This window comes from Clostridioides sp. LIBA-2809 (genome assembly GCF_056688965.1).
This window is the reverse complement of record NZ_CP197006.1, coordinates 1-26455: the sequence shown is the minus strand read 5'-3', so window position 1 is coordinate 26455 and position 26455 is coordinate 1. Positions and strand designations below refer to the sequence as shown.

General features: G+C 28.1%; 31 protein-coding genes. 23 read left to right on the top strand and 8 right to left on the bottom strand.

Features of this window, described 5'->3' with window-relative positions:
* Position 1: 1 nt before the first annotated feature.
* The 21 genes from ACTG44_RS21130 to ACTG44_RS21030 all read left to right on the top strand — a co-directional run bounded on the left by ACTG44_RS21130 (position 2) and on the right by ACTG44_RS21030 (position 18987).
* Positions 2-451, top strand: coding sequence for a phage tail terminator family protein (locus tag ACTG44_RS21130; RefSeq protein WP_479921741.1), 450 nt, complete (start codon positions 2-4; stop codon positions 449-451).
* On the top strand, positions 452-1507 hold the full coding sequence (locus ACTG44_RS21125) for a phage tail sheath subtilisin-like domain-containing protein (protein ID WP_479921740.1): 1056 nt from the start codon (positions 452-454) through the stop codon (positions 1505-1507).
* A gap of 15 nt (positions 1508-1522) precedes the next feature.
* Entirely contained in the window at positions 1523-1963 is a 441-nt protein-coding gene (locus tag ACTG44_RS21120; protein WP_479921739.1) for a phage tail tube protein, read from the top strand.
* A gap of 15 nt (positions 1964-1978) precedes the next feature.
* The gene (locus tag ACTG44_RS21115; protein WP_227437127.1) at positions 1979-2395 is read left to right on the top strand and encodes a phage tail assembly chaperone; all 417 of its coding nucleotides are present in this window, start codon (positions 1979-1981) and stop codon (positions 2393-2395) included.
* Positions 2396-2421: 26 nt separating this feature from the next.
* On the top strand, positions 2422-2571 hold the full coding sequence (locus ACTG44_RS21110; RefSeq protein ID WP_227483663.1) for a hypothetical protein: 150 nt from the start codon (positions 2422-2424) through the stop codon (positions 2569-2571).
* Between the two features lie 3 nt (positions 2572-2574).
* On the top strand, positions 2575-5964 hold the full coding sequence (locus ACTG44_RS21105) for a phage tail tape measure protein (RefSeq protein WP_479921738.1): 3390 nt from the start codon (positions 2575-2577) through the stop codon (positions 5962-5964).
* Positions 5965-5974: 10 nt separating this feature from the next.
* On the top strand, positions 5975-6607 hold the full coding sequence (locus ACTG44_RS21100; protein ID WP_479921737.1) for a LysM peptidoglycan-binding domain-containing protein: 633 nt from the start codon (positions 5975-5977) through the stop codon (positions 6605-6607).
* A 14-nt stretch (positions 6608-6621) separates the two neighbouring features.
* Entirely contained in the window at positions 6622-8379 is a 1758-nt protein-coding gene (locus tag ACTG44_RS21095) for an XkdQ/YqbQ family protein (RefSeq protein ID WP_479921768.1), read from the top strand.
* Between the two features lie 14 nt (positions 8380-8393).
* Complete coding sequence (locus ACTG44_RS21090) at positions 8394-8720, top strand: DUF2577 family protein (protein ID WP_479921736.1); 327 nt, start codon at positions 8394-8396, stop codon at positions 8718-8720.
* A complete protein-coding gene (locus ACTG44_RS21085) occupies positions 8720-9151 on the top strand; it encodes a DUF2634 domain-containing protein (protein WP_479921735.1) in 432 nt (143 codons plus the stop codon). Before ACTG44_RS21090 ends, ACTG44_RS21085 begins: the two co-directional genes overlap by 1 nt.
* Positions 9144-10196: a baseplate J/gp47 family protein gene (locus tag ACTG44_RS21080; RefSeq protein ID WP_479921734.1), complete on the top strand. Its 1053-nt coding sequence runs from the start codon at positions 9144-9146 to the stop codon at positions 10194-10196. Before ACTG44_RS21085 ends, ACTG44_RS21080 begins: the two co-directional genes overlap by 8 nt.
* Before the next feature lies 1 nt (position 10197).
* Positions 10198-10815, top strand: coding sequence for a putative phage tail protein (locus ACTG44_RS21075; protein ID WP_479921733.1), 618 nt, complete (start codon positions 10198-10200; stop codon positions 10813-10815).
* Complete coding sequence (locus ACTG44_RS21070) at positions 10816-11598, top strand: phage tail protein (protein ID WP_479921732.1); 783 nt, start codon at positions 10816-10818, stop codon at positions 11596-11598.
* A gap of 16 nt (positions 11599-11614) precedes the next feature.
* Complete coding sequence (locus ACTG44_RS21065) at positions 11615-13036, top strand: hypothetical protein (protein ID WP_479921731.1); 1422 nt, start codon at positions 11615-11617, stop codon at positions 13034-13036.
* A 23-nt stretch (positions 13037-13059) separates the two neighbouring features.
* A complete protein-coding gene (locus tag ACTG44_RS21060; RefSeq protein ID WP_479921730.1) occupies positions 13060-13407 on the top strand; it encodes a hypothetical protein in 348 nt (115 codons plus the stop codon).
* An 11-nt stretch (positions 13408-13418) separates the two neighbouring features.
* Positions 13419-13589 carry a hypothetical protein gene (locus ACTG44_RS21055; protein WP_479921729.1) on the top strand — a complete coding sequence of 57 codons (171 nt, stop codon included), beginning with the start codon at positions 13419-13421 and terminating at the stop codon, positions 13587-13589.
* A gap of 133 nt (positions 13590-13722) precedes the next feature.
* Positions 13723-15399: a glycine rich domain-containing protein gene (locus ACTG44_RS21050; RefSeq protein ID WP_479921728.1), complete on the top strand. Its 1677-nt coding sequence runs from the start codon at positions 13723-13725 to the stop codon at positions 15397-15399.
* A 160-nt stretch (positions 15400-15559) separates the two neighbouring features.
* On the top strand, positions 15560-17614 hold the full coding sequence (locus tag ACTG44_RS21045) for a glycine rich domain-containing protein (RefSeq protein WP_479921727.1): 2055 nt from the start codon (positions 15560-15562) through the stop codon (positions 17612-17614).
* Positions 17615-17689: 75 nt separating this feature from the next.
* Entirely contained in the window at positions 17690-17920 is a 231-nt protein-coding gene (locus ACTG44_RS21040) for a hemolysin XhlA family protein (RefSeq protein ID WP_479921726.1), read from the top strand.
* A gap of 12 nt (positions 17921-17932) precedes the next feature.
* Positions 17933-18190 (top strand): phage holin family protein, encoded by a 258-nt coding sequence (locus tag ACTG44_RS21035; protein ID WP_479921725.1) that lies wholly within the window; start codon positions 17933-17935, stop codon positions 18188-18190.
* Positions 18190-18987 carry an N-acetylmuramoyl-L-alanine amidase gene (locus tag ACTG44_RS21030; RefSeq protein ID WP_479921724.1) on the top strand — a complete coding sequence of 266 codons (798 nt, stop codon included), beginning with the start codon at positions 18190-18192 and terminating at the stop codon, positions 18985-18987. The genes ACTG44_RS21035 and ACTG44_RS21030 overlap by 1 nt, the downstream gene beginning before the upstream one ends.
* Before the next feature lie 165 nt (positions 18988-19152).
* On the opposite strand, the gene ACTG44_RS21025 is transcribed toward ACTG44_RS21030, so the two are convergent.
* The 5 genes from ACTG44_RS21025 to ACTG44_RS21005 all read right to left on the bottom strand — a co-directional run bounded on the left by ACTG44_RS21025 (position 19153) and on the right by ACTG44_RS21005 (position 22817).
* Positions 19153-19518, bottom strand: a complete 366-nt coding sequence (locus ACTG44_RS21025; RefSeq protein ID WP_021382792.1) for a hypothetical protein — start codon at positions 19516-19518, stop codon at positions 19153-19155.
* The gene (locus ACTG44_RS21020) at positions 19518-20324 is read right to left on the bottom strand and encodes a ParA family protein (protein ID WP_021382772.1); all 807 of its coding nucleotides are present in this window, start codon (positions 20322-20324) and stop codon (positions 19518-19520) included. The genes ACTG44_RS21025 and ACTG44_RS21020 overlap by 1 nt, the downstream gene beginning before the upstream one ends.
* Before the next feature lie 365 nt (positions 20325-20689).
* On the bottom strand, positions 20690-21133 hold the full coding sequence (locus ACTG44_RS21015; RefSeq protein WP_479921723.1) for a hypothetical protein: 444 nt from the start codon (positions 21131-21133) through the stop codon (positions 20690-20692).
* Between the two features lie 447 nt (positions 21134-21580).
* Entirely contained in the window at positions 21581-22282 is a 702-nt protein-coding gene (locus ACTG44_RS21010) for a DUF4367 domain-containing protein (protein ID WP_284182699.1), read from the bottom strand.
* Positions 22275-22817, bottom strand: coding sequence for a sigma-70 family RNA polymerase sigma factor (locus ACTG44_RS21005; RefSeq protein ID WP_284182698.1), 543 nt, complete (start codon positions 22815-22817; stop codon positions 22275-22277). The genes ACTG44_RS21010 and ACTG44_RS21005 overlap by 8 nt, the downstream gene beginning before the upstream one ends.
* 291 nt (positions 22818-23108) lie before the next feature.
* Between ACTG44_RS21005 and ACTG44_RS21000 the strand changes: the two genes are divergently transcribed.
* Together ACTG44_RS21000 and ACTG44_RS20995 are read left to right on the top strand one after the other, a co-directional pair.
* The gene (locus ACTG44_RS21000; RefSeq protein ID WP_074179520.1) at positions 23109-23621 is read left to right on the top strand and encodes a nitroreductase family protein; all 513 of its coding nucleotides are present in this window, start codon (positions 23109-23111) and stop codon (positions 23619-23621) included.
* A gap of 45 nt (positions 23622-23666) precedes the next feature.
* Entirely contained in the window at positions 23667-23978 is a 312-nt protein-coding gene (locus ACTG44_RS20995) for a hypothetical protein (RefSeq protein WP_407963961.1), read from the top strand.
* A 251-nt stretch (positions 23979-24229) separates the two neighbouring features.
* Here the strand turns inward: ACTG44_RS20995 and ACTG44_RS20990 are convergent, their stop codons facing one another.
* The 3 genes from ACTG44_RS20990 to ACTG44_RS20980 form a co-directional block, all read right to left on the bottom strand.
* Positions 24230-24619, bottom strand: coding sequence for a hypothetical protein (locus tag ACTG44_RS20990; protein WP_479921722.1), 390 nt, complete (start codon positions 24617-24619; stop codon positions 24230-24232).
* A 259-nt stretch (positions 24620-24878) separates the two neighbouring features.
* Positions 24879-25028, bottom strand: coding sequence for a type I toxin-antitoxin system toxin (locus ACTG44_RS20985; RefSeq protein WP_074179524.1), 150 nt, complete (start codon positions 25026-25028; stop codon positions 24879-24881).
* Positions 25029-25240: 212 nt separating this feature from the next.
* A partial coding sequence (locus ACTG44_RS20980) for a replication initiation protein (RefSeq protein WP_231301535.1) occupies positions 25241-26455 on the bottom strand: 1215 nt, incomplete at its 5' end.

The following is a 26455-nucleotide window of genomic DNA, read 5'->3' as shown; positions in this document are numbered from 1 at the left end:
GTTGCTTACAAACAGAGATATTATAATAGCAGTTAATGAAAGAATAGAAAATGAGTTTAGAGATACAGATATTTTTATTAATGAGGATAATATACAAGGCTTTGAGGAGGCTTGTTTTTTTGTGCAACTTTTACCTGTTTCTAATAATATTGCAAATAAAGTTTTAGATACTAAAAAGATATTCATAGATGTTGAATATTATCAAAAGGCTAGAAAAAATAAATTAAATTTATATGACATACAAAGTAGATTAGAAAAAATATTTAATAGAAGCATTAGAGTTAAAGATAGGAGTTTAACTATAGAGAATATATCTCCATCAATTGTAAAAGATTCTGTAGGGTATAAACTAACTTTTCTAATGACTGTATCTTATTTTGAAGAGGTTTACTTTAGTAAAGAAACATATGAAACTATGGAAAATGTAGATTTAAAGATAGGAAGTGATTAAATGGGTCTACCAGAAATTAATATTTCTTTTATCCAAGCAGGAAAAACTTTTGTTAAACGTTCTGGAGGTATTGTAGCACTTATTTTAAAAGATACAAAGAATACAGGATTGATTGAAATACAGGAAATAGAAGATATTCCAAATGGCTATTCTGCTGACAATTTAGACTATATAAAGATGGCGATGAGAGGAAATATATATCCTCCAAATAAGATATTAGTCTACGCATTAGATGTAGATGAATCAATAGATGATGCTCTAGACTTTCTTGAAACTTGTGAATTTAATTACCTTTGTATGCCAGAGGAGACAGAGCAAGAATTGCCTAAAATCAAAGCATGGATTAATAAGATGAGAGAAGATAATAAAATAAAGATTAAGGCTATAACTGCAAATAGTGTAGCAGATTATGAAGGTATAATAAACTTTACAACAACTGATATTGAAATTGATGGTAAGAAATATACTTCAAATGAATTTCTACCAAGGTTAGCAGGTTTTATCTCAGGAACTCCATCAACTCAGTCTATAACATATGCAAATATACCAGAAATAACTAACATACCAAAACTAACAAGGGTTGAAGCAAATACAAAAATAAATAATGGAGAGTTAATTCTAATAAAAGAAAGTGGCTCTATTGTTGTTGCTAGAGGGGTCACATCCTTTATAACAACTACAGATTCAAAAGGTGATATATTTAAAAAAATTAAATTAGTAGATACATTAGACCAAATTCATAATGATCTTAAAAAGATAATTGTAAAAAACTATATAGGAAAAATCCCAAATACCTATGATAATAAGTGTTTACTTATAGTTGCAATACAATTATATCTTCAAGAATTAGAAAAAGATGGTCTCATTGATCCAGGTTCAACAGTAGAAATAAATTTAGATGCACAAAGAGAATGGTTAAAAAAACAAAATATAGATACATTCAATATGGAAGAACAACAAATAAAGGAGTATAACACAGATACTCTTGTTTTTTTAAAAGCGAAGATTAAATTAATAGATGCTATGGAAGATGTCTATTTAGACATATCTATGTAGTTTGGAGGTTATAATTTGAGAGCTAGAATGGAAACAAATAGAATAATATCTGGTACATTTGGAGAATGTTGGATTGATAGTAGACAATTAACATCTGTAAAAGGATTAGAGGCAAAAATTGAAATAGAAAAAGAAGAAGTAAAAATTTGTGGTCAGGTAATGGTTGGACAAAAATTTATGGGGGCCTCTGGTAAAGGTTCAATAACATTATTTAAACTAAGTTCTTTATTTGCAGAATACATCGAAAGTATGCTAAATGAAGGAAAAGCATTTAGATTTACTATAATAAGCAAATTACAAGATCCAGATTCATATGGAGCTGAAAGAATTGCACTTTATGGATGTATGTTTGATGATTTAACTTTAGCTGATTGGGAAGCAGGAAAAATGGGAGAAATAGAGGTTCCATTTACATTTGAAGGTTTTAAATACTTAGATAAAATTACAGAAAAATAGGAGGATTTTTATTATATGAATACAGTAGAAAAATTATTAAATATGGATGCAGGTAAATTAAAAATGCCATCTAGTATATATGAATTGTATTGTAAAAAATTGGATGATACTTTAGAAATTGAATGTAATGCAATTGATCCAGAACGTTTCGACGAAATAAGAGTCAATTCAATGGATGTTGATAGTGGCAATTTAGAGAATATTAATGTTTATGAACTTAAGGTGAACACAATACTTGAATCATGCCCAATGTTTAGAAATATGGAAGTTGTAGAAAAGTTTGGACTGGTAACTCCTAAAGACCTTATAAAAAAGTTACTATTAGCTGGAGAAATTGATAATTTATATGAAGAAGTTAATAAGGTAAATGGTATAGATGCAGAAGGCGATAGAAAAAGACAGAAGGAAAAAGATAAAGAAATAAAAAACTAATTAAAACGGATGGAAAAGTCAACTTAATGTACTTATTATTTAAGTATAAAGGGATAATGCCATCCGTTTCTTTTCACATGCTTAAAGGTGAAACAAAGATTGTTAGTGTTTTTATGGACCAAGAGTTGGATGAAAGAAAAGAAGAAATAAAATCTGGTGCTGGGAGGTTGTTTTAATCTATGAGTTCTAGTACAAAAGTTTTACAGGCAGTAATAAAAATGAGAGATGAAGCAAGTTCAACTTTAAGAAGAGTAGCAGCTAATACTAGAGCTTTGCATGATTCATCCTCTCAAGCATCAAGAGCATTAAACAATGTCCAGAACAATTTAAAAAGTGTTGGCACAAGTGCATTAAAAGCAGGAGGACTTATAACTGCTGGAGTCGGTGGAGCATTTGCTGCTGCAACAAAAGTTGGAACAGAATTTGAAAGTGCTATGTCTCAAGTTAAGGCTACATTTGGAAATTCTTTAAAACCAGGTGATTTTGAAGCTATGTCTAAGGCTGCTAGAGATGCTGGAAAAGCTACAACTAAAACTGCCGCTGACTCTGCTAATGCACTTCAATATATGGGACTTGCTGGATGGGATGTTCAAAAATCAATGCATGCCTTAATGCCAGTACTTAACTTATCAGAAGCAGCTTCTATGGACCTTGGTTTAGCATCTGATTTGGTAACAGATAGTATGAGTTCTATGTGTTTAGAAGTTGATAAGGTCAGTAAAAGTGGAAAAGTACTAGCTGGTGCTGGATTAAGTGAGTACTTAGATAAAGTTGCAAATGCATCTACTAAATCAAATACAAACATACAACAGTTAATGGAAGCATTTAATGTTGCAGGTGGTACATTTAGTAACTTAAAAGTTCCATTATCTGAAGCAACTGCCATTATGGGAATACTTGCAAATAGAGGAGTTAAAGGTACAGATGCAGGCCATGCTTTAAACTCAATCATGATAAACCTTACAATAGGTGCAGGCCAAGCAGGTAAAGCAATGAAAAAACTTGGAGTAAGTGCATTTGATAATCAGGGTAAATTTAAAGGTATGTCAAATGTACTTAAAGAAGTTGCAAATAAAACAAAAGATATGACTGATAAACAGAAAAATTATTACTTGGCCGCTATAGGTGGAAAAACTCAATTAAAAACGTTACAAAAGTTACTTGATGGAGTTGGAAATGAGTATGATAGTTTAAAGAAAAAGATAGATAACTCAAAAGGTGCATTAAAAACAATGTCTGATGTAATGAGGGACAATACTAAGGGTGGACTTGCAACCTTAAAATCAGCCCTTGAAGAAACAGGAATCACTATTTACTATCAACTAAAGCCAGCAATAGCATCTGTAATTGATAATTTAACTAAAATGACGGTTTGGTTCAATAACTTAAGTGAACCAATAAAAAGAGTTATAACCAATGTAATGCTTTCAGTTGGAGCATTTGGAGTTCTTTTACTTACTATAGGAGCTGTATCTTTAATTGTTTCAAAAGCTATAGGGATATTCGCTTTCTTTATCCCTATAATATTAAGAACAAAAGTTGCTTTCAGAGCTTTTGTAATCGGGATGAAGCCATTAAGTGCAGTATTTTTGGCTATAATGGGTCCTATAGGATGGACTATAACAGCTATAATTGCATTGTCAGTAGCATTTACTGTTGCTTATGCTAAGTCTGAAGTCTTTAGAAATAAAGTTAATTCATTAGTAAAATCATTTGTAGAATTTGCAAAACCTATAGTAAGTTTTTGTATGCCTGCACTTAAACAATTAGGTGAAAAATTTAAAGAATTATTATCTTCACTTGGACCATTATTTGCATCTATATTAAATTTAGGTAGTGCGATAATGAAGGTATTAGGGCCTGTCTTAATTGGTGTAATAGGGTTTCATATAGCAAAATTAGTTTTAATTTTATCTACTTTGGCAACGGCATTTAGAGCTGTTGTAGATACTATAACTAATGTATTAAATGGTCTAGCATCTATTTTAAGTGGTATTTTTGATTTAATTATAGGGATTGTCACAGGTGATAGTAAAAAAATGATGGATGGAGTTAAACAAATATTTGATGGTGGAGCTAAAATTATAAAATCAATTTGGAAAGGTTTCATAGATTTTATAACTGCTCCAATAGAAGCAGTGGCTGATATTGTAGATAGTTTATTTAAGGATAAAGCGAAATGGCTTACAGATAAATGGAGAGATTTAAGAACCTTCTTAGAAAATCCAATTGAAGCAACCGCAAAAATATCTACTAAAACAAATGTGAATATACCTGGAAGTAAAGCAGCAGATGCAGCTGGAAAATCTACACCAAATACAGGTGGATTAAAACAAACAATGGCAAATTTAAAAGGTTCATTTAGTGATTTTAAAACTTTTATTAAACCTATGACAGATTCTATAAGTCAAGGAGTTGAATCTGGAAAAACTAAATTTACAGAACTACAAAATAAAATATTAAATGATGTTAAACCTGCACTAAAAGTATTAGAAGATTCTGGAGTAAATCTAAAGAATAAATTTAAAGAATCATTAACTTCAATAAAAGACAAATTTAATGAATTAAAAGATATACTAGTTGGAAATATCAAGACAAATATAGATAATCTAGTAAAAGCATTTGAACCTTTAAAGCCACACTTAGATAATTTAAAAGAATGTTTTGATAAGGTTAAACAAGCAATTACTGATTTTTTCACTCCAGCTAAACAAGTTGGAGATACGGTAGACCAGGTAAGCCAACCAATGGACAATATGAAAAAATCTACTGATGGTATAAAGTTAGCATTTCAAAACTTAGGTCAAGCACTTGCACCTGTTAAAGCTTGGTTTCAAGGATTTATGCCTTTCCTATCACAAATAGGACAACAATTATTACCAGCTATAGGAGTAGCAATAGCTGGTGTTGTTGGTGGAATAATTTTAGCATTTATATGGTTTTTAAATACATTAACAGCAATAATAACAACTGTTTCTGGAATTATAAACGGAATTATATCTTTTATATCTGGAATTATAAATGTTGTAATGGGGCTTATAACAGGAAATGCTGACCAGACAATGGATGGCCTTAAACAAATATTTGATGGCGGAGTAGAAATAGTAAAATCTATTTGGAATGGTTTAGTAGATTTAGTAAGTGGAATACTGGAACCTGTAATAGATCTTGCTGATTCATTTTTCAAAGATAAAGTTAAAGGCGTAAAAGAAACCTGGAATAAACTTAAAGAATTCTTTAAACACCCAATTAAAGGAACAATAGAAATATTTAAAAAAGGTCCTAGCTTACAAATAGGGAAAGGTGCAGATGCGGCTGGAACTAACACAAGAGGAGCGTTTGGTATAAATAGAATTCCTAGAAATGATTATCTAATTAGAGCACATGAGGGAGAAAAACTTTTAACTAAACAAGAGGCCAATCAATATAAGAGAAACAGCTCAAATGGAAGTTTATTTCTTGATAAGTTGGCAGATACAATAATTGTAAGGGAAGAAGCAGATATAGATAAAATTATAAAGAAACTAAACAAAAAAATATCTCTTGCAAATGCTGGAGGAGTTCTTTAGGAGGTATCTAATGGAAATATGGTTAAGACAAGCAGATAATACATTTAGATTCCCTATTCTACCACCTTCTTTTGAAATAAATGGAAATGCAACAATAAATACATCCAATATATTAGGGGTTGGAGATATTGCAGTATTTGGAGGATTAGGACTTAAAACTATAGAACTATCATCTTTTTTCCCTAATCAAGAATATAGTTTCTGTAATTATAATGGATTCCCAAAACCTTATGACTGCGTAAATTTAATACAAGGCTGGATGAAAGAGGGATTTATATTGAGATTTATAATTACAGAAACTAATGTAAACTTTGAATGTATCATAGCAGATTTTAATTACAAAGAACAAGATTGTTCAAGAGATGTTTATTTTACCTTAAGTTTAAAAGAATATAGAAGAATAAAAATATCTAAGGTCAATGCTAAGGATGACGATTTATCTTCTAGTATTGACCTACCCATTACAAAAGGATTTGAGACTAAGCAAAAAACTCACAAGGTCATTGAAGGAGATACTCTTTTTAAGATAGCTAAGAAATATTATGGAAATGGTGACCTTTGGCAGAAAATTTACGAAGCCAATAAGGATAAAATTAAAAGCCCAAACATAATACAAAATGGATGGATTTTAATAATTCCATAAAAGGATGGTGATTTATAATTAATAAAATCAAAATACAAATTCATATAAAAAACGGAAATATATATAATATAACTGATTTAGTAGACAAATGTACCTGGTCTGGAGATTATAGATCACCATCAAGAACACTTGAATTTTCTATAATTAAATCAGCATCTGATATTAACTTTAGGCAAATAGATATTCCAGTAGCAAGTACAATTTGTTTCTATGTAGATGATAAAGAGATATTTAGAGGCATGATAATAGACAGATATCTCGATTCAAGTAATAACAGTATTGATTTTACTGCAAAAGATATGGGTTTTTTACTTTTGCAAAGTGAAGTTTCATATAATTTTAAAGATAAATTAGTTGAAGATATTGCTAAACAAGTTTTTGCAGATAATAAACTCCCACTAGGTAATTTACCTAAGACTAATGTTAAATACACTAAAATGTTTATTGGTGTAAATGGATATGACACTATAATGAGTGTTTATACAGAGGCAAGCAAAACGACAAAGAAGAAATATATGATAGAATCCAATCTTGATAAATTTAATGTCATTGAAAAAGGAATTGTTACTCTAGATATTACCTTTGAAGAAGGTTTTAATCTTATTAATACAACTTTTTCAGAAAGCATGGAGAACGTGAAAAATAAAGTACTGGTTGTTGATCAGTATGGTAACAAGATTAATGAAAAAATAAATGACTCTATATTTAAAAATGTTGGAGTAATTATGCAAAAGGTAATACAACAACAAGAAAATGACACTGTAGATATAGATAATGAGTTTAAAGACATAGAAAGAACTTGCTCTTTAAAAGGATATGGTGATATAAGTTGTATAACTGGTAGAGGTGTAAAAGTAAAAGATTCATATACAAAATTAATAGGACTTTTTTATATAGATACAGATAAGCATACATGGCAAAATGGAGATTATCAGATTGAACTTGAACTTAACTTTCAAAATATTATGGATGAAAAATCTGCTGGTCAAGATGAACAAAAAGAAGATAGCAGTTCAGATTATACTGGAGGTACAGAGTTTCCTGCTGAATTTACTGCTTATTGTCCTAGAAAATCTGAGGGAGGAGATACAGATTGTAGAAAGAAAAAATTAGATCCTTCTAAAAAAACATGTGCTGCTCCTATGGTTGGAGCATATGACGATAAGTCTTACTATACAAAAGATTTCTTAGATAAATATCCATTATTAAAATATGGAGATGAAATACAATTAGTTACAGGAGTTTCAAGTCGAGATGGAACATATAAGGTAAATGACAATGGTCCTGCAATAATTATAGAAAAGGATGGAACATATCATATAGATATTTTATTTGGAAATGTTCAAGATGCTAATAATTTTGGAAGAAGAAAAGGTAAAATTATTATTGATGGCTATGCTGGCAATGTATCTGATAGATCTAAAACAGTAATAGCAGAGGCTAAAAAACACCTTGGAAAACCATACAAATGGGGTGGTAATGGACCAAGTAACTTTGACTGTTCTGGACTTATGGCATATTGCTTTAAAAAAGTTAATATTAATTTACCAAGAACATCTAGTCAACAATCTAAAGTTGGTAAAAAAGTAGAACAAAGTAATTTGCAAGCAGGAGACTTAGTGTTTTTCCATAATCCAGTTAGTCATGTTGGTTTATATATAGGTAATGGAGAATTTCTACATGCCCCACAAACAGGTGATGTAGTTAAAATAAGCAAAACAAGCAGTAGTTATTACACTAAAAACTTTGCTACAGCTCGAAGAGTTTTATAAAAAGAGGTGATAGAATGGCAGATCCAATTAATGAATTTATAGGAATAATGAGAAAAGAAGGTAAATATCATAATCAACCTTCTTTTTTTATTGGCAAAGTTAAAGATAAATTGCCAGATTTAAAGATAGAGATAAATACTCTTTTATTGGAAAAAGAAAATCTTTTGATAGATAGTTGGATACTTAATAGTCAGATAGAAACATTTGAAACAGAAATAAATCAAAAACACAAACATAATATAAAAAACCCTTTTACTAATAACCTTGAATCTGGAGATATGGTAATAATGTTTAAAATAGGCGATAAGTTTGCCGTTGTAAGTAAGTTGGTGAGTTTATAATGAGTACAATCTTCCCTTTCATGGGTGTTCCAGAGGATTATACTTCTCCATCCAATGAAGAATTACCTATTTTCAAGGAATTTGCTTGGAATTTTGAAAAAGATGAAAAGATAATTGAAAATGGAGACTTTAAAGTAGTTGAAAGAAATGAAGCAGTCAAGGTATGGATATATAAAACAATAAGGACAGATAAGTATGTTCATTTAATATATGAGTGGGATTATGGAACAGATATAAAAAATCTAATTGGACAAAAGTATACTAAAGGTCTTACCGAAAGCGAAGCAAAAAGGTATATACAAGAAGCCTTATTAACTAATCCATATATATTAGAAGTTAATGTAACAAGTACAGAATTTAAAGATGATAATTTATCTATAAGTTTAAATGTAAAAACAATTTATGGAGAGGAGGAGATTACGTTTGTATAATGGCCAATCATTTAGTGCCTTAAATAATAGAACTTTAAATAACATAAATCTGCCTCTTTATAAAGGTCAAGGATCTTCTCTTTATAATATAGTTTCTCCAATAAATTCAGAACTTGCACAGTTATATATAGAGCTTTCTTATATACATAAGAGAGTTTTTATTCAAGATAACTTTGACGATTTTCTTGATAGAAGAGTCAATGAATTTGGAGTATATAGAAAGTTAGGCACAGAGGCAATAGGTGAGGTAACATTTGAAGGCAAAATCGGAACTCAAATACCAAACGGAACAATAGTATCTCATAGTGATTTACTATTTGTAGTTATTAAAGATATTACAATAGATGAAGATAGTAAGTTAAATGTAAGCCCTATACAGGCTTTAGAGGTTGGTATTAAGTATAATTTATCAGCTAACACAGAATTTAAACTTATAGAAGAAATAAATGGAGTAACTAAAATTTATAATGAACTGGACCTAAAGGGTGGAGCAGAAATAGAAACAGATGAAGAGTTAAAAGAAAGATTTTATAAAATACAGAAAAATCAAGCCACAAGTGGTAATAAAGCTCATTATGAAGCTTGGGCTTTAGAAGTTGAAGGAGTTTATAATGCTAAAGTAATCCCTAGATGGAATGGTCCAGGTACAATCAAGATTTTACTTTATGGTCAAAATAATCAATCTGTAGATAATGAAATTTTACAAAGATGTACTGAACATATAGAAGAAGAAAAACCAATTGGACCTATTGTTACAGTTGTTACACCAAGCATTTTTGATGTTAGCATTAGTGCAACCTTAACACTTGAAAATGGATATGATGTTGAATCTATAAAGGTTATGTTTTTAGATATTATAAATTCTTATTTAATAGAAAATTCAAAAGAGATTATTTATATAAAAATAATGAGTTTATTAGCAAGCATAGAAGGAGTGCATGATATAAAAAATCTACTTATCAATGAAGATATTAAAAACATAATAGTTGATGAAGAAAAAGTTCCTGCTGTTTCAAATGTTACATTTAATATCGAGGTGAGTTAAATTGAAGTTAATTGATTACCTACCAAGTTTTGCGAACAATGAAATTGACATACAAATTCAAGATGCACTTGAAAATGAACTTCTAACATTACTTGATGAAAAGAATGATTTATTAGATCAGTTTTTTATAGATACAGCAACTTGGGGACTTGATGACTGGGAAGATCTATTAAAAATAAAAACAAATTCTAAGTTGGATTTCGATACTAGAAGAAGTAATATAAAAGCTAAAATGCGTGGCAAAGGTACAACTACAATAGAAGTAATAAAAGCTATCTCAGAAGCTTATACAAAGACTAATGTTGATGTAGAGGTATTTAGTAATCTATTTAGTTTTACGCTTAGTTTTATAACAAATAATTGTAGTTATAACACTATATTAGAGTTAGATAAGAAAATAGAAGAAATAAAACCATGTCATCTTGAACATAAATTTGAGATGCTTTTATTCAATAAAAATGATATGTTTGCAGGTTCTACAATGAATACAGGTGAAACAGTTACCATATACCCATATGCACCAACAAACTTTGAAAGCTTTGGAGAATTAACTATAGCTACAGGTAATGATAGGAGTATGGAAAAAGTAACTTTATACCCAAAGCAGGAGGTGATATAGTTGGCAGAACAAAAATATTATACCCTTTTAACAAAGATAGGTAAGGCATCTATTGCAAATGCTACCGCACTTGGCAATAAAGTAGATTTAGTTAAATTACAACTTGGTGATGGAGCAGGAGCAGAATATAATCCAACAGAAGAACAGACAACACTTAAAAAAATAGTTTGGGAAGGTTCTGTAAACAATGTAAAAGTAGATGAAGAAAATCCGAACTGGATAGTAATAGAAACTGTAATACCAGGTAGCGTTGGTGGATTTATGATAAGGGAAGTAGGTATATTTGACTCGTTAAATCAATTAATTGCAGTATCTAAATATCCTGAAACATATAAACCAACTGCTGATTCGGGAAGTGTAAAAGATTTAGTTATAAAAATTATTTTAGTAGTATCTAATACTTCAAGTGTAAATTTAAAAGTAGACCCAACCGTTATACTAGCGACACTTAAAGATATACAAGAGTTAGGCACTAAAATTGATACAACTAAAACAGAGTTAGTAAGCAACATAGAAACTACTAAGGCAGAGATTAACACTAAGATAGGTGATACAACACAACTTACTACAACAGATAAAACAAATATAGTTAGTGCATTAAATGAGGTAAAAACTAGTGTAGATAGTATAGAAACAACAGCAGAGAAAACAAGTATAAAAGATACAGATAACTTATTTGAAAGTGATAATGTTGAAGGAGCATTAAAAGAAGTAATGCAAGAGATAAAAGGGAATAAAACTAGCATTATATCTAGTATAAACAGTAACTTGATACCAATGTAGAAAGGAAGGTGATTAAATGACTACTTATGATGTTAATAGGACTATTAGGAGAAGAAAAGGTACCTATTCTCAGTTTGATATTCATGCTGAGAAGGTTGATGTTGATTCTGGCAGTACTTATCATACTATTTATTGGGGAAGTTATAAATTAAGTAAATCAAAGTCTATGAATATAACTGAAACTAAGGTTTATAAGATTGCTTCATATGAAGTTTATCGTTATATAGGTGCTGAGAAAATTATATATGAAGATGATATTATTTACCAGAATACTACTGTTCAAGTTGTGTCAAATCCTAACATTTCTATAGATAATGATTTAGGTGTAATTGGAGATGCTTGCAGTATAAAATATAATATTTATGATAGCAATCCTGATGTTAGTTTTAAAATAACTGTAAAATTAAATGATGTTGTAATAAGTGAAAAAAATAATACAGTAGATTCTAATTACACTATAGATTTAACTGATGAACATTTATCTAATTTAGTATTTAACTCTGTAAATAATATAACTATTGAGCTTGGTACTGTTGCTGGTGGTAAAATGTTAGATAAAACTGTTACATTCACAAAAGGCAACACTAAACCAAAATTAAATATATCCTCTTATAATTCAACTACTGCAATATTTACAGCAATAGACACAGATAATAATTTAAGTAAAATAGAGTGGTTCATTGATGATGTATTAAAAGATACATTTACTACAGATTTAACAGCAGAAAAAACAATAAACTATGAACTTACAGACAATGCAATACACACACTTAAAATAGTAGCTGCAGATGCAGAGAATGCAACTGCTGAGAAGGTTTTAAGTATCAGTAAAGAAATAATGCCACTTCAATCTGATGCAACTTTACAAGATATATCATCTAAATTAGTAGAAATTGGAGAAGGGTTTATAAATGGGAAAACAAGTATTATAAATACTTTAGCACTTAAAAATATAGAAGCCAATTTAAATAATACACTTGTTGAGTTATCAGAAAAAATAAAGACTTCTTTTGATAGTTCAGATGCTAGTGTTGAGGAGTTGCAAAATAGGATAACAGAGTTGAATAATCAACTAAGTCAAAGGATTAAATGGGCTAGTGGAACTTTTATTGCTTCCGAAAATACTAATCTTCCATTCGTAGTTCCTATTAATCTAACCTTTGTTCCTAAAATTATTATAATGGAACACTCCAATTTTATTGATAGTAGTTCTCCTAGACTTTCTGTTGAAGGTGGCTCTATTAGTAATTTAAATAACAGACATTTTAATGCTAGTTGGGTTGGTAGCACTAGAGTTAGTTCTTTTATGACCTCAATAGAAAATATTAGTGAGTCAAGTTTTACTGTTACAGGGGGTTCTATAAATAGTGCTATCAAATTTCCTGTTTATCTTAGTAAAGGAAATTCTATAAAATGGTATGCATTTGATGCAATATAATATAAGAAAGGTGGTATTTTAAGGTGGGAAGAGGAAATAGAATAATTTATAATCAAGACGGAAAAATAATATTTCAAACAGGTGAAGCAATAGGAGATATATTAGCACATGATGTAATAACTAAATTAAATTACTTAGATATTGAATTTGGTAGTATAGACTATAGTAAACAGTATATAGAGTCTATAAATCCAATCACAAAAGAACCAGTTTTAAAAGATATAGAAGTCATTTTGACAGATGAACAAAAGAGATTAAAACTATTAGAAGAAGAACTAAGTATGTTAAAAGAAGAAAATAAAAATAGAGATAGTGAGATAGTAAACACAGCATTTGAAGTAGAAAATATAAAATTAAATAACAATATTTAGGAGGAAATTATATGTATAACTTATTAAAATTAATGATAGAGCAAAAGAACTATAGTACCAAAGAGGATTTACAACACAAGATGGATGTATTCTATGCAGTAAACAGGATTTCAGAAGAACAATATTTAGAGTTAACAAATTCATTAAATAAAGAAGAAACACCAGTAGAACCAACAGTATAGAAGGTTCTTTTTTTATTTCTAAAAATATATAAATTCATTTACATTTTGCTTACACTTCATCTACACTTTGCAGACGTTTATGGTTTTAAAATTAGGTACAATGAAAACATAAATTAAGAAAGAGGTGTATTAAATGTCAACAGTTTATGAATTTAATTATAGTGCAGGTAATCAAGGTGTTACGCTAAAGCCTGGCAAGTATAAATTAGAATGTTGGGGTGCTTGTGGTGGTTCATATGGTTTTGATACTTGGGATGCTTGTGCTAGAGGTGGTTATGCTAAAGGAGAAATTATGTTAAAAGAAGAGGTTGAATTGTTGGTTTGTGTTGGTCAATCTGGATTTGAAAAAGTTCCTCGTGATTCATCTTTTACTAGAAGTGGCTATAATGGTGGTGGAAAAGGTAATGGAATTGGTAATAGTGTATTTAAATGGTCATCTTTTGGTGGAGGAGCGACAGATATAAGACTTCCTCATGGCAGTACGTTATGGAGTGATTCAAAAGGTTTGTTGTCACGTATACTTGTAGCTGGTGGTGGTGGTGCTACTAAAGCTGATATGTCTAATTCATATCAATCAAGTTATTTAGGTGGTAATGGTGGTGGCACTGTAGGTGGTAGAGGTTTTAGTAATGATGGTCTTTTTTCAAGTGGTGGTACACAATATGAAGGTGGTGTATGTGGAACTTTAAGACATAGTGGTTTATTTGGTAAAGGCGGTGGTGACTCTGATGTAGGTGGTGGTGGTGGATGGTTTGGTGGTGCAGGTGAAACTAGATATGGTGCAGGTGGTGGAAGTGGTTATGCACTAACTAAAGATAGCTATAAACCTGTTGGATATATACCAACTTCTAAATACTATCTTGAAAATGTAGTTATGACTATTGGAGGAAATACTACTAAGGCTGACGGTTACGCTAAAATAACATTACTCCAAGCATTACCGTTTTTAACTGTATCTTCTTATGATTCTACTCAAATTACGTTTAAAGCTGACCATACAGATACTACATTATTAACTAAGATAGAATATTTTATAGATGATATATTAAAAGAAACTATAACAACTAATTTAACTCTTGAAAAAACAATTAACTATACATTAGAAGATAATGCACTACACACACTTAAAATAGTTGTTACAGACAGTACAAATGCTACAGTAGAAAAAGTATTAAGTATAAGTAAGAATATAATGCCTTTAGAATATGATGCTAATCTACAAGATATATCATGTAAAGTTAATGAAATGAAAGAAGGATTAAAAAATGGTAAAACTTCTATAGTAAATGTATTAGCATTAAAGAATATTGAATCAAGTTTAAATAATACATTAGTTGAGCTGTCGGAGAAAATAAAAACTTCTTTTGATGGCTCAGATGTGAGTGTAAAAGAATTGCAAAATAAAATAACAGAATTAACAAATCAACTTAGTCAAAGAAAAAAATGGGCAAAAGGCTCTTATACATCAAATCCAGGACTTCGTATAGAAGCAAATACTGCTGTTGGAACTTCAAAAACAATAGAAATAAATGTAGGTTTAAATTTTAATCCTAGCATTATTATAATAGATAGTATATCTATGCTTAATGATAGAAAAAGAGTTTACTTCACAAATGTTAGCAATTTAAGCAATGTAAATATTGGTAGATATTTGGACACTGGTGATTTCTGGAGAACTAATGGCAATATGGCATTACAAATAGCTGGTAGAAATTTTAAATTAACAATATCCAAAGAAAAAGGATTAAATGGTTCAGCAGATGAGTTAGTTTCTACAGCAGATGGTTTTACATGGTATGCTTTTGAATAAAAAAGGATACAAATAACACAAATTGAAATATTAAATGCAGTCTTCGAATTAGAAACTATAAAATCAAATAATTCATTTACATTTTGCCTACACTTCGCAGACGTGTATAGTTTTAAACTTATATATAATAAAACTATAAAATAAGAAAGAGGTGAAATAAATGGAAAATTTGGTATATGAGTTTTTAGAATCTAATAAAATGCATAATATCTATTTACGACCAGGTATATGGAAACTTGAATGCCAAGGAGGGTATGGTGGCGTTTATAGTGTTGAAGATGGACATTTATCTACAGCTAATATTTCTAATGGTGGTTATGCTAAAGGAGAATTAACTTTATACGAAACTGCTTCCATATATGCATGCGTTGGTCCTACATGGAGCAACACTACTGGAGGATTTGGTGGTGCAGGTAATGGTGGTGCTACATATGGAAGTCATGCTTCTTCATATCATTATGCTGGAGGTTCTAGTGATATACGTCTTAAATATTCTAGTGATTGGGGTAACTTTGAAAGTTTAAGTTCTCGTATAATTGTAGCTGGTGGTGCTGGAATGAGCACCGATGCAGGTGGTGGTGGTGAAACTGGAAAATGTTATTATTCTACTAATTCTAGTGATAAAAAAGCATCCCAGACTAGTGGTGGAATAAACTCAAATGCACATAACTATAATTATTCCATGAATGGCAGTTTTGGAACAGGAGGAATGTATAAAGAGAAAGCAGAAGGTAGTAGTAGCCAAAATAAATATATGGCTCCAGGTGGTGGTGGCTGGTATGGTGGTGCGGCTTATAACTCTACAACTTCTGGAGGAGGATCTGGATATGTACTAACATCTAGTAGCGTGAAACCTGGAGGATATACTCCAACTTCTAAATTCTGGATGATAAATACAATAAATACTATTGGAGAAACAACTATATTTGATAATGCAAAACCTCCTTATGTTAAAATAACATTGTTAGATACAGTTGCTCCTAAATTAATAACTAAATCTCCTTCTAATTTAGGAAATATAAGTAATGAAAATGAGTTGAAATATGATTTTACATTAGAAACTACAACAGATACCCAAGTTACAGTTAAAGAAACATTAAATGGAAAGCAAATTAATTCTAGAATTTTAACTAGTGCATTTTACACTACAATTATTGACAAAGCTCAGATTATACCATTAGCTTTAAATTCTACAAATACAATTGTGATCACTGCAACAGATAGCAAGGGTAAAAGTGTTAGCAAAACATTTACTTTTACAAAAGTAAATTCTATTCCAGTAATAAATTTATCTTCTTACAATTCGACTTCTGCAACATTTACAATAATTGATACAGATAACAATTTATCTAAAATAGAATGGTATCTAGATAATATTTTAAAAGAAACAATAACTACAGACTTACATTTAGAAAAGGTGATAAATTACGAACTTACAGATAATGCAATACATACATTAAAAATAATTGCTACAGACGCAGAAAATGCGACTCTTGAGAAAGTTGTAAGTGTAAGTAAAAATATAATGCCATTAGAAGAAGATGCTAGTCTAAATGATATATCAGATAAAGTTGTCGAAATGAAAGATGGTTTGAAAAGTGGTAAAATTTCTATTGCAAATGTACTATCATTAAAAAATATTGAAGCTGGATTAAATGATACTTTAGTAGAATTATCAGAAAAAGTAAAAGAATCCTTTGATAGTTCAGATGCCAGTGTTCAGGACTTGAGAAATCAATTAGTAGAGAAAAACAATAACATAACACAGTTAAATAATACTATAAATGATTTACGTAACCAATTAAATAAATCAATTATTCATAGAGTTGAATATAATTATGGTAAATTCGATAATACCAATGGTTACCCTCATTATTATAATAATTCTGGTGAATACGACTATTATAATAATAAAAATGAAGTACTTACAGAGAGTGGTTTCCGTACATGGCTTAAAACAGATCTTCCTTCTAATTGTACTCAATTTTATGGTTATACTTATTTTGAATCTAATCCTGAATATTATAGAGCTTACTTTTTTTATGATTCTAATAAAAAAATCATTACATTATTTGATTTTAAAAATGGTTACCAATATCGCATTCTTGTTAATAACAAGGTAACAATTAATAAATTTCCTGTTACTTATTATACTACAAGTGATTATTCTAACATATTTAACATAATTCATAGTGTCATTTACTATAAAATGTAAATTAATTATGTTATTCTATGGACTTAGTTGAATCTAGGTCCTTTTTTAATATAAATAAAAAAATAGGAGGTTTTCATGAATGAAGAACTTTTCAAAGAAGATTTAAAGCGCCATGAAATAAGAATAAATAAACACGGAGAAGAAATAGATGATTTAAAGATAGCAAATATAGAGTCTAAAGCAGAGTTAAAAGCATTGTGTGAAAATTTAAATTCACTTACAAGTATGTTAAAGTGGTTAATTGGTACAATGATTACAACTCTAGTAGGTTTTTTTATATTTGCAGTTCAGAAAGGAATATTTTAAGGAGGAAAATAAATGGATAATTTAATAAGTTTCATTCCTGAACAATTACTTTTATTAGTATTTGCTCTTAATGTATTAGGATTTGGATTTAAGAAATACAAACAGTTAGATAATAAATATATTCCAGTTATATTACTTGTATTAGGTATAACATTTTCCATATGGATGTTAGGATTTAGACCAACTTCAATCTTACAAGGTATTTTATGTTGGGGAGTAGCAATAGGAGCTAATCAAGTTTACAAACAACTAAAGGATGGTGACAAATAATGAAAATTGCAGTAGTACCAGGTCATACATTAACAGGAAAAGGGAAAGGAGCAGTTGGTTATATAGATGAAGGTAAAGAAAATAGAATACTAACAGATTTAATAGTAAAATGGCTAAAATATGGCAACGCAACTGTTTACACTGGTAAAATTGATAAGTCCGATAATTATCTTTCTGAGCAATGTCAAATAGCCAATAAACAAGACATAGACTTAGCAGTACAAATCCACTTTAACGCAAATAGTACAACCTTAAACCCTATGGGAACAGAGACATTATATAAAACAAATAATGGGAAAGTATATGCTGAAAGAGTTAATTCAAAGTTATCAACCATATTTAAAAATAGAGGAGCTAAAATAGATGTAAGGGATCTTTATTGGCTTAAACATACCAAAGCACCAGCAATATTAATAGAAGTATGCTTTGTAGACAGTAAAGCTGATACAGACTATTATATTAGACATAAAGATATAGTTGCGAAATTAATAGCAGAAGGTATATTAAATAAAGACATAAATGCTAAAGGAGAAAATAAAATGTATAAACATACAGTCATTTATGACGGAGAAGTTGATAAAATATCAGCAACAGTAATTTCTTGGAATTATAAAAAAGAAGAATGTTTAGTTTGTGATATAAAAGATTACAAACCATATCAAACTGAAAATTTATATGTTGTTGGAACTGGGGCATGTAATAAGATAGGCTCATTGAGCAAAGAAAAATATACATCTCTAAAAGGTGTTGATAGATTTGATACTCTTCATGCAGCCTTAAATTTTATAAATAAATAGATTAATTTGCTTAATATACAATGTATAAACTATTTTAATTTATACATTGTATATTAAATTATATAACAATTTATTTTTATACTTATTTATCAATTTTATATTTAATGCAAACTATAAGTTATTATTTAAATTATAATATACTTACTTTTAAATTTAAATAATAACTTATTTTCTAGGTCCTTTATTTTTATTTCTTTTATCGTATTCCTTTGAGATTTTATCTATATTTAATTCTTCTGGTAAATGCTCTTTAGTTGCCCTTACATTAGCCCTAATAAACTCATTTATTACTTTATTCAATGTGGTCTTTTTAAGGTGTGCTATAGTTTTTAATACTTTCAAATCCTCATCATCAATATATAATGTAACTTGTCCTTTTTTAGTCTTTTTATTTTCTTTTAAGTCTAATAAGTTTATCCCTGGAAGTTCTGTATGTTCATTAAATTTATTTTCAATTTCTTTATTGATTTCATTTTTATAGTCTTTTCTAGGTATAGATATTTCTTCCTCTTCTAATTCAAATTTACTCATTATAATACCCCCTTATTAGTAAGTTCTTCTATTAAATCATTTAATTCTTCTCTAACTTTATGAGCCTTTTTTATCTTCCTACAATAGTCATCTATACTTAATTTATTTAGCACACAATTTTTTACTATAGTGCTTTCACTTATTTTTACATCTGATAAATCTTTTTTTATACTATCAAACCTATCTAAATAATCCATAAATATATCTCCAGAAGTTAACTTTCTTGAAGTAAAAGAATTTATTACAACAGCTCTTTTTGCTTCATTAGTTTCACCCATATCTTCTAGATCTTCATTATATTTTTGATAGAACAGTTCACAACCTCTTATACTTGCTATATCTTGAAATTCAAGAGGTGTAATAATACTATCTGAAATAAATAGAAAATTTCTAGCAATCAAGTCATATGAAGGAGACAAATCTATTAAAATATAATCATAATTTTTAAGAGTAGAAATATTTTTCTTAAACCACTTAAAAGCGACTTTTTCTCTACTAGTTTTTATAGTTAAATACTCTGATAAAACAGATAAAGATAAATCGCTTGGTATTAAGTCTACATTTGGATAATCTTTTAATGGAGATTTTATTATTAATTCTTCTGCACTTATATCATCTTTAAATGCATCTAGAATTGTTTTTTTATTATGTACTATTTTATATATGAATTGTGTAAAGTTTGCTTGGGTATCTCCATCAAGTATAAGTATTTTTTTGTCTTTTTTTGATAAATTAAGAGCCATTAGATATGCTAATGTCGTTTTCCCAACCCCACCTTTTACATTAAATAAACTTACTATTTTCATTTTAATCCTCCTGTGAGTTCTATTGATATATGATATTATATCATACTTCCGCCTACATTCGGGATTTTTATAAAAAAATTATGTAAAACTTATAAATAATTTATTATATACTTTATAAAATAATTCATTTATAAATTTTATGCAATCACCTAAAGATAGCACAAATATAAAAGGAATAGATATTCTCTATTCCTTTTATATTTGTGCTATATGTAAAATTACCCTAAGTTTATCACTTTTTAAAAATATTAATTACAAGTATAAGTATTATTATTAATAATAAAAAATTAGCAGACTGAATTAATATAATTGGCCATTCAAGATATATTATTTATAGTCACCTCATCTTATGTATGCAATATTTTTTAATATCTTTTTTCACTACTTATTATATTTTTGCTTTCAGAATTTGCTTTTATTGTAGAATAAACTCTGTAGTATCCTCTTCCTATAGTTTTTGACTTAGAAATAGAACATGTACTACTTCCTGAAGCATTCCAAGTTTGAATTGTTGACCATGTTTTTCCATTATCATTACTTTTCTGTAACCTAGCAGTAACTGATGTACTTGTCACATTTGATGAACCTCTAACAGAACAGATTACTCTAGCTGTGCTACCTGAAATATTTAAAGTACAAGTACCAGACTTAATATAATACATTTTTACCATAGTATCATCTATATAGTTTACAGCTGAATATTGTTCAATATTCTTGTCTTTATATTCATCAGCAAATATAGGTATCGCAATTGCTGATGAACATGCTAAAGCGCACATACTACTTATAATCATTTTTTTCCAAACCATAAAATCACCCCTTCATTTGCTTTTTATTATTTTTTACTTAATATATAACGAATAAGGAAGTGATTTCTGGACACTTATATAAAATTTTTTATTAAATTTTTATTATGATTCCAAAATAGATATTCATAGCTATAATAGTCATAAATATCTAAAATACTATATATTGTAACTATCCCCCAATAAACATATATAAACTTGTAATTATATTATAAAAACCTAATTTAGATCCGGTTTTACTAATAAATAGACTCTTTCAATTTTAAATCATTTTTCTAGTATAAGAGGCTTATTGCTTTGTTTTGTCTTAATTATAATAGCTAAGATATATTTGTATTTGAATTATACTCAATTTTTTAAACTATAAAAACCACCTCTTTTTCTTATACATTTTTATAACAGCAAATATATAACGAATAAAGAAATGGTTTTTGGACACTTAAGAAATTATTATATGCTTTTAGCCATTTTTAATAAAATATTTTTATATAATTCTAAATCCTTATTATTTTGATAATCTACATTTAACAGATATATAAAGTTGTTGTCATTCCAAAATACTTGTAAGAAAGTTTCTTTTTCTATATATTTTGCCTTATACCCATTTATAAATATATCTTTAACTTTTGCATTTTCTGTATCTAATATAATAGAATTCGCATCAATTTCAGTACTTGTATATTCTATTCTTATACCTTTTTCATTTTCATATGCAATCATAAAATTATCAACTCTATCTACTTCTTTGAATTCTTCTGGGATGTATCCTGGTTCTTTAATCTTAAGGTTTTTGATTTCAATATTTTCTTTATTTGAAAATACAAAAGAAGTTAAATCTTCATATACTCTTATTACCAATTCATATAAACGTGTACGCAATGCCTCACTACTCATAGTAACAGTAAATAAACTAGCTAACACTATTAAAAATATAATAGCTGTTCGCTTTGAATAAAAAACAATCTTATTTGTAAGACTACTTCTTTTTTGCTGCTTAATAAGTTTTTTCATCTTTCGTTCAAAACCTTTTGAAAAAGCATGATTTAATTCATCATCTGAAGGAAGGCTGTCAAGAATAATTTTTGTCGCGATTGGGATACTTTCTTGAAGCATATCATCTGTAATATCAAAATCATCTTTTTTATTACTCAATATTTCCAACCTCCATTTCTTCTAATATTTCTTTTAATTTTTTTCTAGCACGTTGAATCCTCTTATATACATTCTCCTCCCCTAAATTTAATACCTTTGCTATTTCTTTATTTGAAAAACCATACTGGAACTTTAAAGAAAGCACTTGAAAGTAACTTTCATTAAGTTTTGCAAGTGCTATAGCTAAATTACTCTCACATACTTTATCTTCTATAGAAAAATTTATTTCCCTGTTTTTATACTCTTCTTCAATATCAGATACCTTTTCTCTTTTTCTCTTTCTGTAAAAGTCTATAGCAATCCTTTCTACTATTATAACGACAAAAGCCTTTGTTCTTGGACTATCTACTTCATCAATCTTATCTATATTTTTAATTATTCTTAGAAAAGCATTATGTACAGCATCTTCTGCTAAATGATCATCCTTTAATATTTTATTTGCCACATAAAACATTATCTGTCTATATTTTTCATATATCTTTTCAAACTTGATTTTATCTTCTTCAAACTCAAGCATTGATAAATAAATTAACATTTATAATTCCTCCAAAGTAAATATCTCGAATCAATATTTTAGAGTCTAATTATAACATATATACATCTATAATTCTATTTAAATAGAGTATTGTTATGCCTGTATTTAGAAATAATATTACACATTTTAAATTATATATTAAATTATAAAACAATTTATTTTTTATATTATTTTATAAATTATATTATTCTATAAAAAAATAAGTGTTTATTTTTTTATAGAAGCTATAGATTGAATTTAAAGTAATGATATTATATAAATATAAATAATTTTATTTAAAGGAGAATCTATATGTTGGAAGTTATAAAGAATAGACGTTCAATAAGAACCTATATAGGTAAAAAAGTAGAAGAAAGCAAAGTAACTGAAATACTAAAATCAGCTATGCAAGCACCATCATCAAAGAATGCTCAACCATGGGAATTTATTGTAGTAGATGATAAATACCTCTTAAAAGAACTATCAAAGTCACAACATAGAGCAAAGCATATAGAATTCGCACCACTATGTATAGTAGTACTTGGAAATAGAAATAGATTCTTGAAGCCTGGTAAATGGATGCAAGATTTAGGTGCTTGTACACAGAATTTATTGTTAGAAGTTACTAATCAAGGATTGGCTGCTTGTTGGACAGGTGTTTTTCCTAAAAATAAAGTGGTAAGTAAGGTTAGACAAACTCTAGACTTGCCAGTAAAACTAGTACCTTATGCACTAGTATCTATAGGATATAGCGAAGAAAAAAATGAATTTATAGATAGATTTGATAAAGATAAAATACATAGAAATGTATATAAAGATAGATAACATTTAGTAATATAAATGAAAATACATAGTAAAAAGGGGACTTTTATGAAGAAAATACTTTCTATAATATTACCAAGCATGATAATAATTGCAATAGCTATATGGGGGAGAGCTGAAAAAAATATATTACTTGGATTATTTTTACTGTTTCCAATCATCTTTGTTATACAAGGGATAATGTATTCAGATTTCAAAAAGGAATTGCTTCTAGGATTCATTTTATCATCTATAGCATTTATAGTACCTGTAAATTTAATGTATAACATGGGAAATTGTATAGATTTATTAATGATTTATAATATGTTGGGTATTGGAAGTTTCTTAGTTAAAAAGAAAATATCTTCTAGGCATAGTTAATCCTTTTTAAATTGATTTCTGCTAATTTTAACAATAATCTTTCATGCACGAATTTCACTTTTTATAGATTGTATTTTTTATCTTATCTATAAAATTAATTCTAATATAGTTCAGTTTTTAAGTGACTTCATACAAAAATAGAATATAACTTATATAATAAGTTATACTCTATTTCTTATACTAATTTAAAAATAATTTTAATTATAAATTATTTTCAAATTTATAATATCTTTTTTCATCACATTCAATTACTATTTTTTCTTTAAATTTATAGTTTCTTCATTTCCATTCCAAGATATAATTACTTTATAACTAGATTCTCTATTTGAATAAAGACCTGGTCTTTGTATTTTTATTGCCTTTTCTCGACCTGCTTCTAAAACTTCTCCATTTACAATTACAACTGCATCTTTACCATCTATAAACTCATATGAATAATCGAATTTTTGGTCAAATGCTTTTTTACTATCTTTATATTTTATTTCTAATTCTGATCGTTCTTCAGTAGTCACAAACTTAGCTGTCCAATGTTCAGACTCTCCAATAAAAATATTTTCATCATGTGTTTTAGTTTTATTAAATATAAGAATTACAAAAAATATTAAAACTATAAAAATACCTATAAAAAGTTTTTTTACCATATCAATTCCTCCTTCGAATAAGTATCTGTATTATATCATTGAAAGGATTTACTTTTATATTTTTTCTTAATTTTTAGAATATTTCAACCATTATAATTTTAATATAATAAAATATATTTATTATTAGTAACTTTGGAACAGGTATTTTTGGCAATCCAATATAAACTTGTATCAAAATTAAGTTTTTGTGCTATAATAAAAGCAAGAGAACTATATTCTATTTAGCGACAGAATGGAGTTCGTAATTTAAAATAAAAAATTATTTGAATTTTTTGAATTTGATTTTTAAATCAAGTTCCCAGCCACTCTTGCCGGAGTGGCTTTTTACATGTCTAAATAATTTGCAAATTAAATAGAATATTAGACTAGCTATAACACCAGCCAATATGTTTAGTAAAAAGTTATCCATACTTAGCCACCTCCCTTCAACATTGTTGGGAGGATATCTTTTGTTGTACGGACTCCACTCTTTTTTAGAATATATTTTTTCTCTTGCTAAAATTAATTATACCATAATATGGCGATTAATTGACTTTATTTAAATAAGGATTAATGATTTATATACTAATTTTCTTTTTATTTTGTTTTATAACTTAATATATAAATTAAAATATAACTTATTTAAAAAGTTATTCTATCTTTTTCTTTTTCACATTTCTCATATACTGCTTTAAATGCCTCATATTTTTTCTTATCTGGCTTAATTATTCTTTCAAGAAAAGTGACAGGATTCATATCAAGTATTTGCATTTCTTCTAACTGTTCCTCAGTTAAACTCATTTCTATAAGTTCTACTTCAATTGCATTTTCTTTTGCTTTTAAGTAAGATATTTTATTTCTTAAAATCGAAGAAAATAATTCATAATTTGTTGCAACTATTTTAGAAGAGTTATCTTTTTTTAAAGCAATTTCTTCTGCTTCTAACAATAGTTTATAATACTTTGGTTCACTAAAATTGTATTCTCCAAACTCTATCTTAAATAAATTTTTCAGTTTATCACTCAGAGATATTTCTTCTGGTATAAAAAACTCTTTTTTATTTAAGTTCATACTCTTATTCTCATGTCTTTCCTCAATAACGTCTTTTTTATCTTGATAAGAAGTTTCTATATTTTCCTTTTTCTCTCTTATAGTAAATTCTATTGATTCAACACTTCTGCCCTTACGAATTGGCTTGTACTCAACAAATATATCTGACTTTTCATTAATCTGTTCTGTACTCTTTTTTAGTACATACTTATCAAGATCATAATATCTTTTGTATTTATCTTGTATTTCTAGAAGTTCCTTAAAATAATCTAATTTAAAAACTATTCCTTGCCTTGTCCCACTCCATTGCTTTAATAACTCATAAATTCGCATAGCAAAAAAAGTTGTAAAAGAATAAATACTTGCAAAATCTAATTTGGTGAAATTTTCCTCTATTGCTTGTATGTATTTAAATATGTGCTCATCTATTATTAAAGTTATTTCATTATAATCCAAATCCCCTTTTATAGCGTACCACTGTGTCCTTATAAACTGATCTCCTATAATTACACGAGGTTGATTATTCTGTATTCCTTCAATTAAATTTTTAAACTCCTGTTTAGTTATATTCTTATCTACTATTCCACTATAGTCTTTGTATATAGTATCAAATTTGAAAGAAATCTCTCTTGAAGAATAATTCCTCTTTTGAATTATTTCAAAAAGCTTATACACAAATTTCTGTTCAGAAGCAGAAAGAGTATATTTTCCTTGTATAAGATTATTGTGTTTTACAAGACTATTGTAGTCTTTAAAAATTTCTTTTTTATCGTATTTATTATAAATGACTCTTTTTACATTACCCAT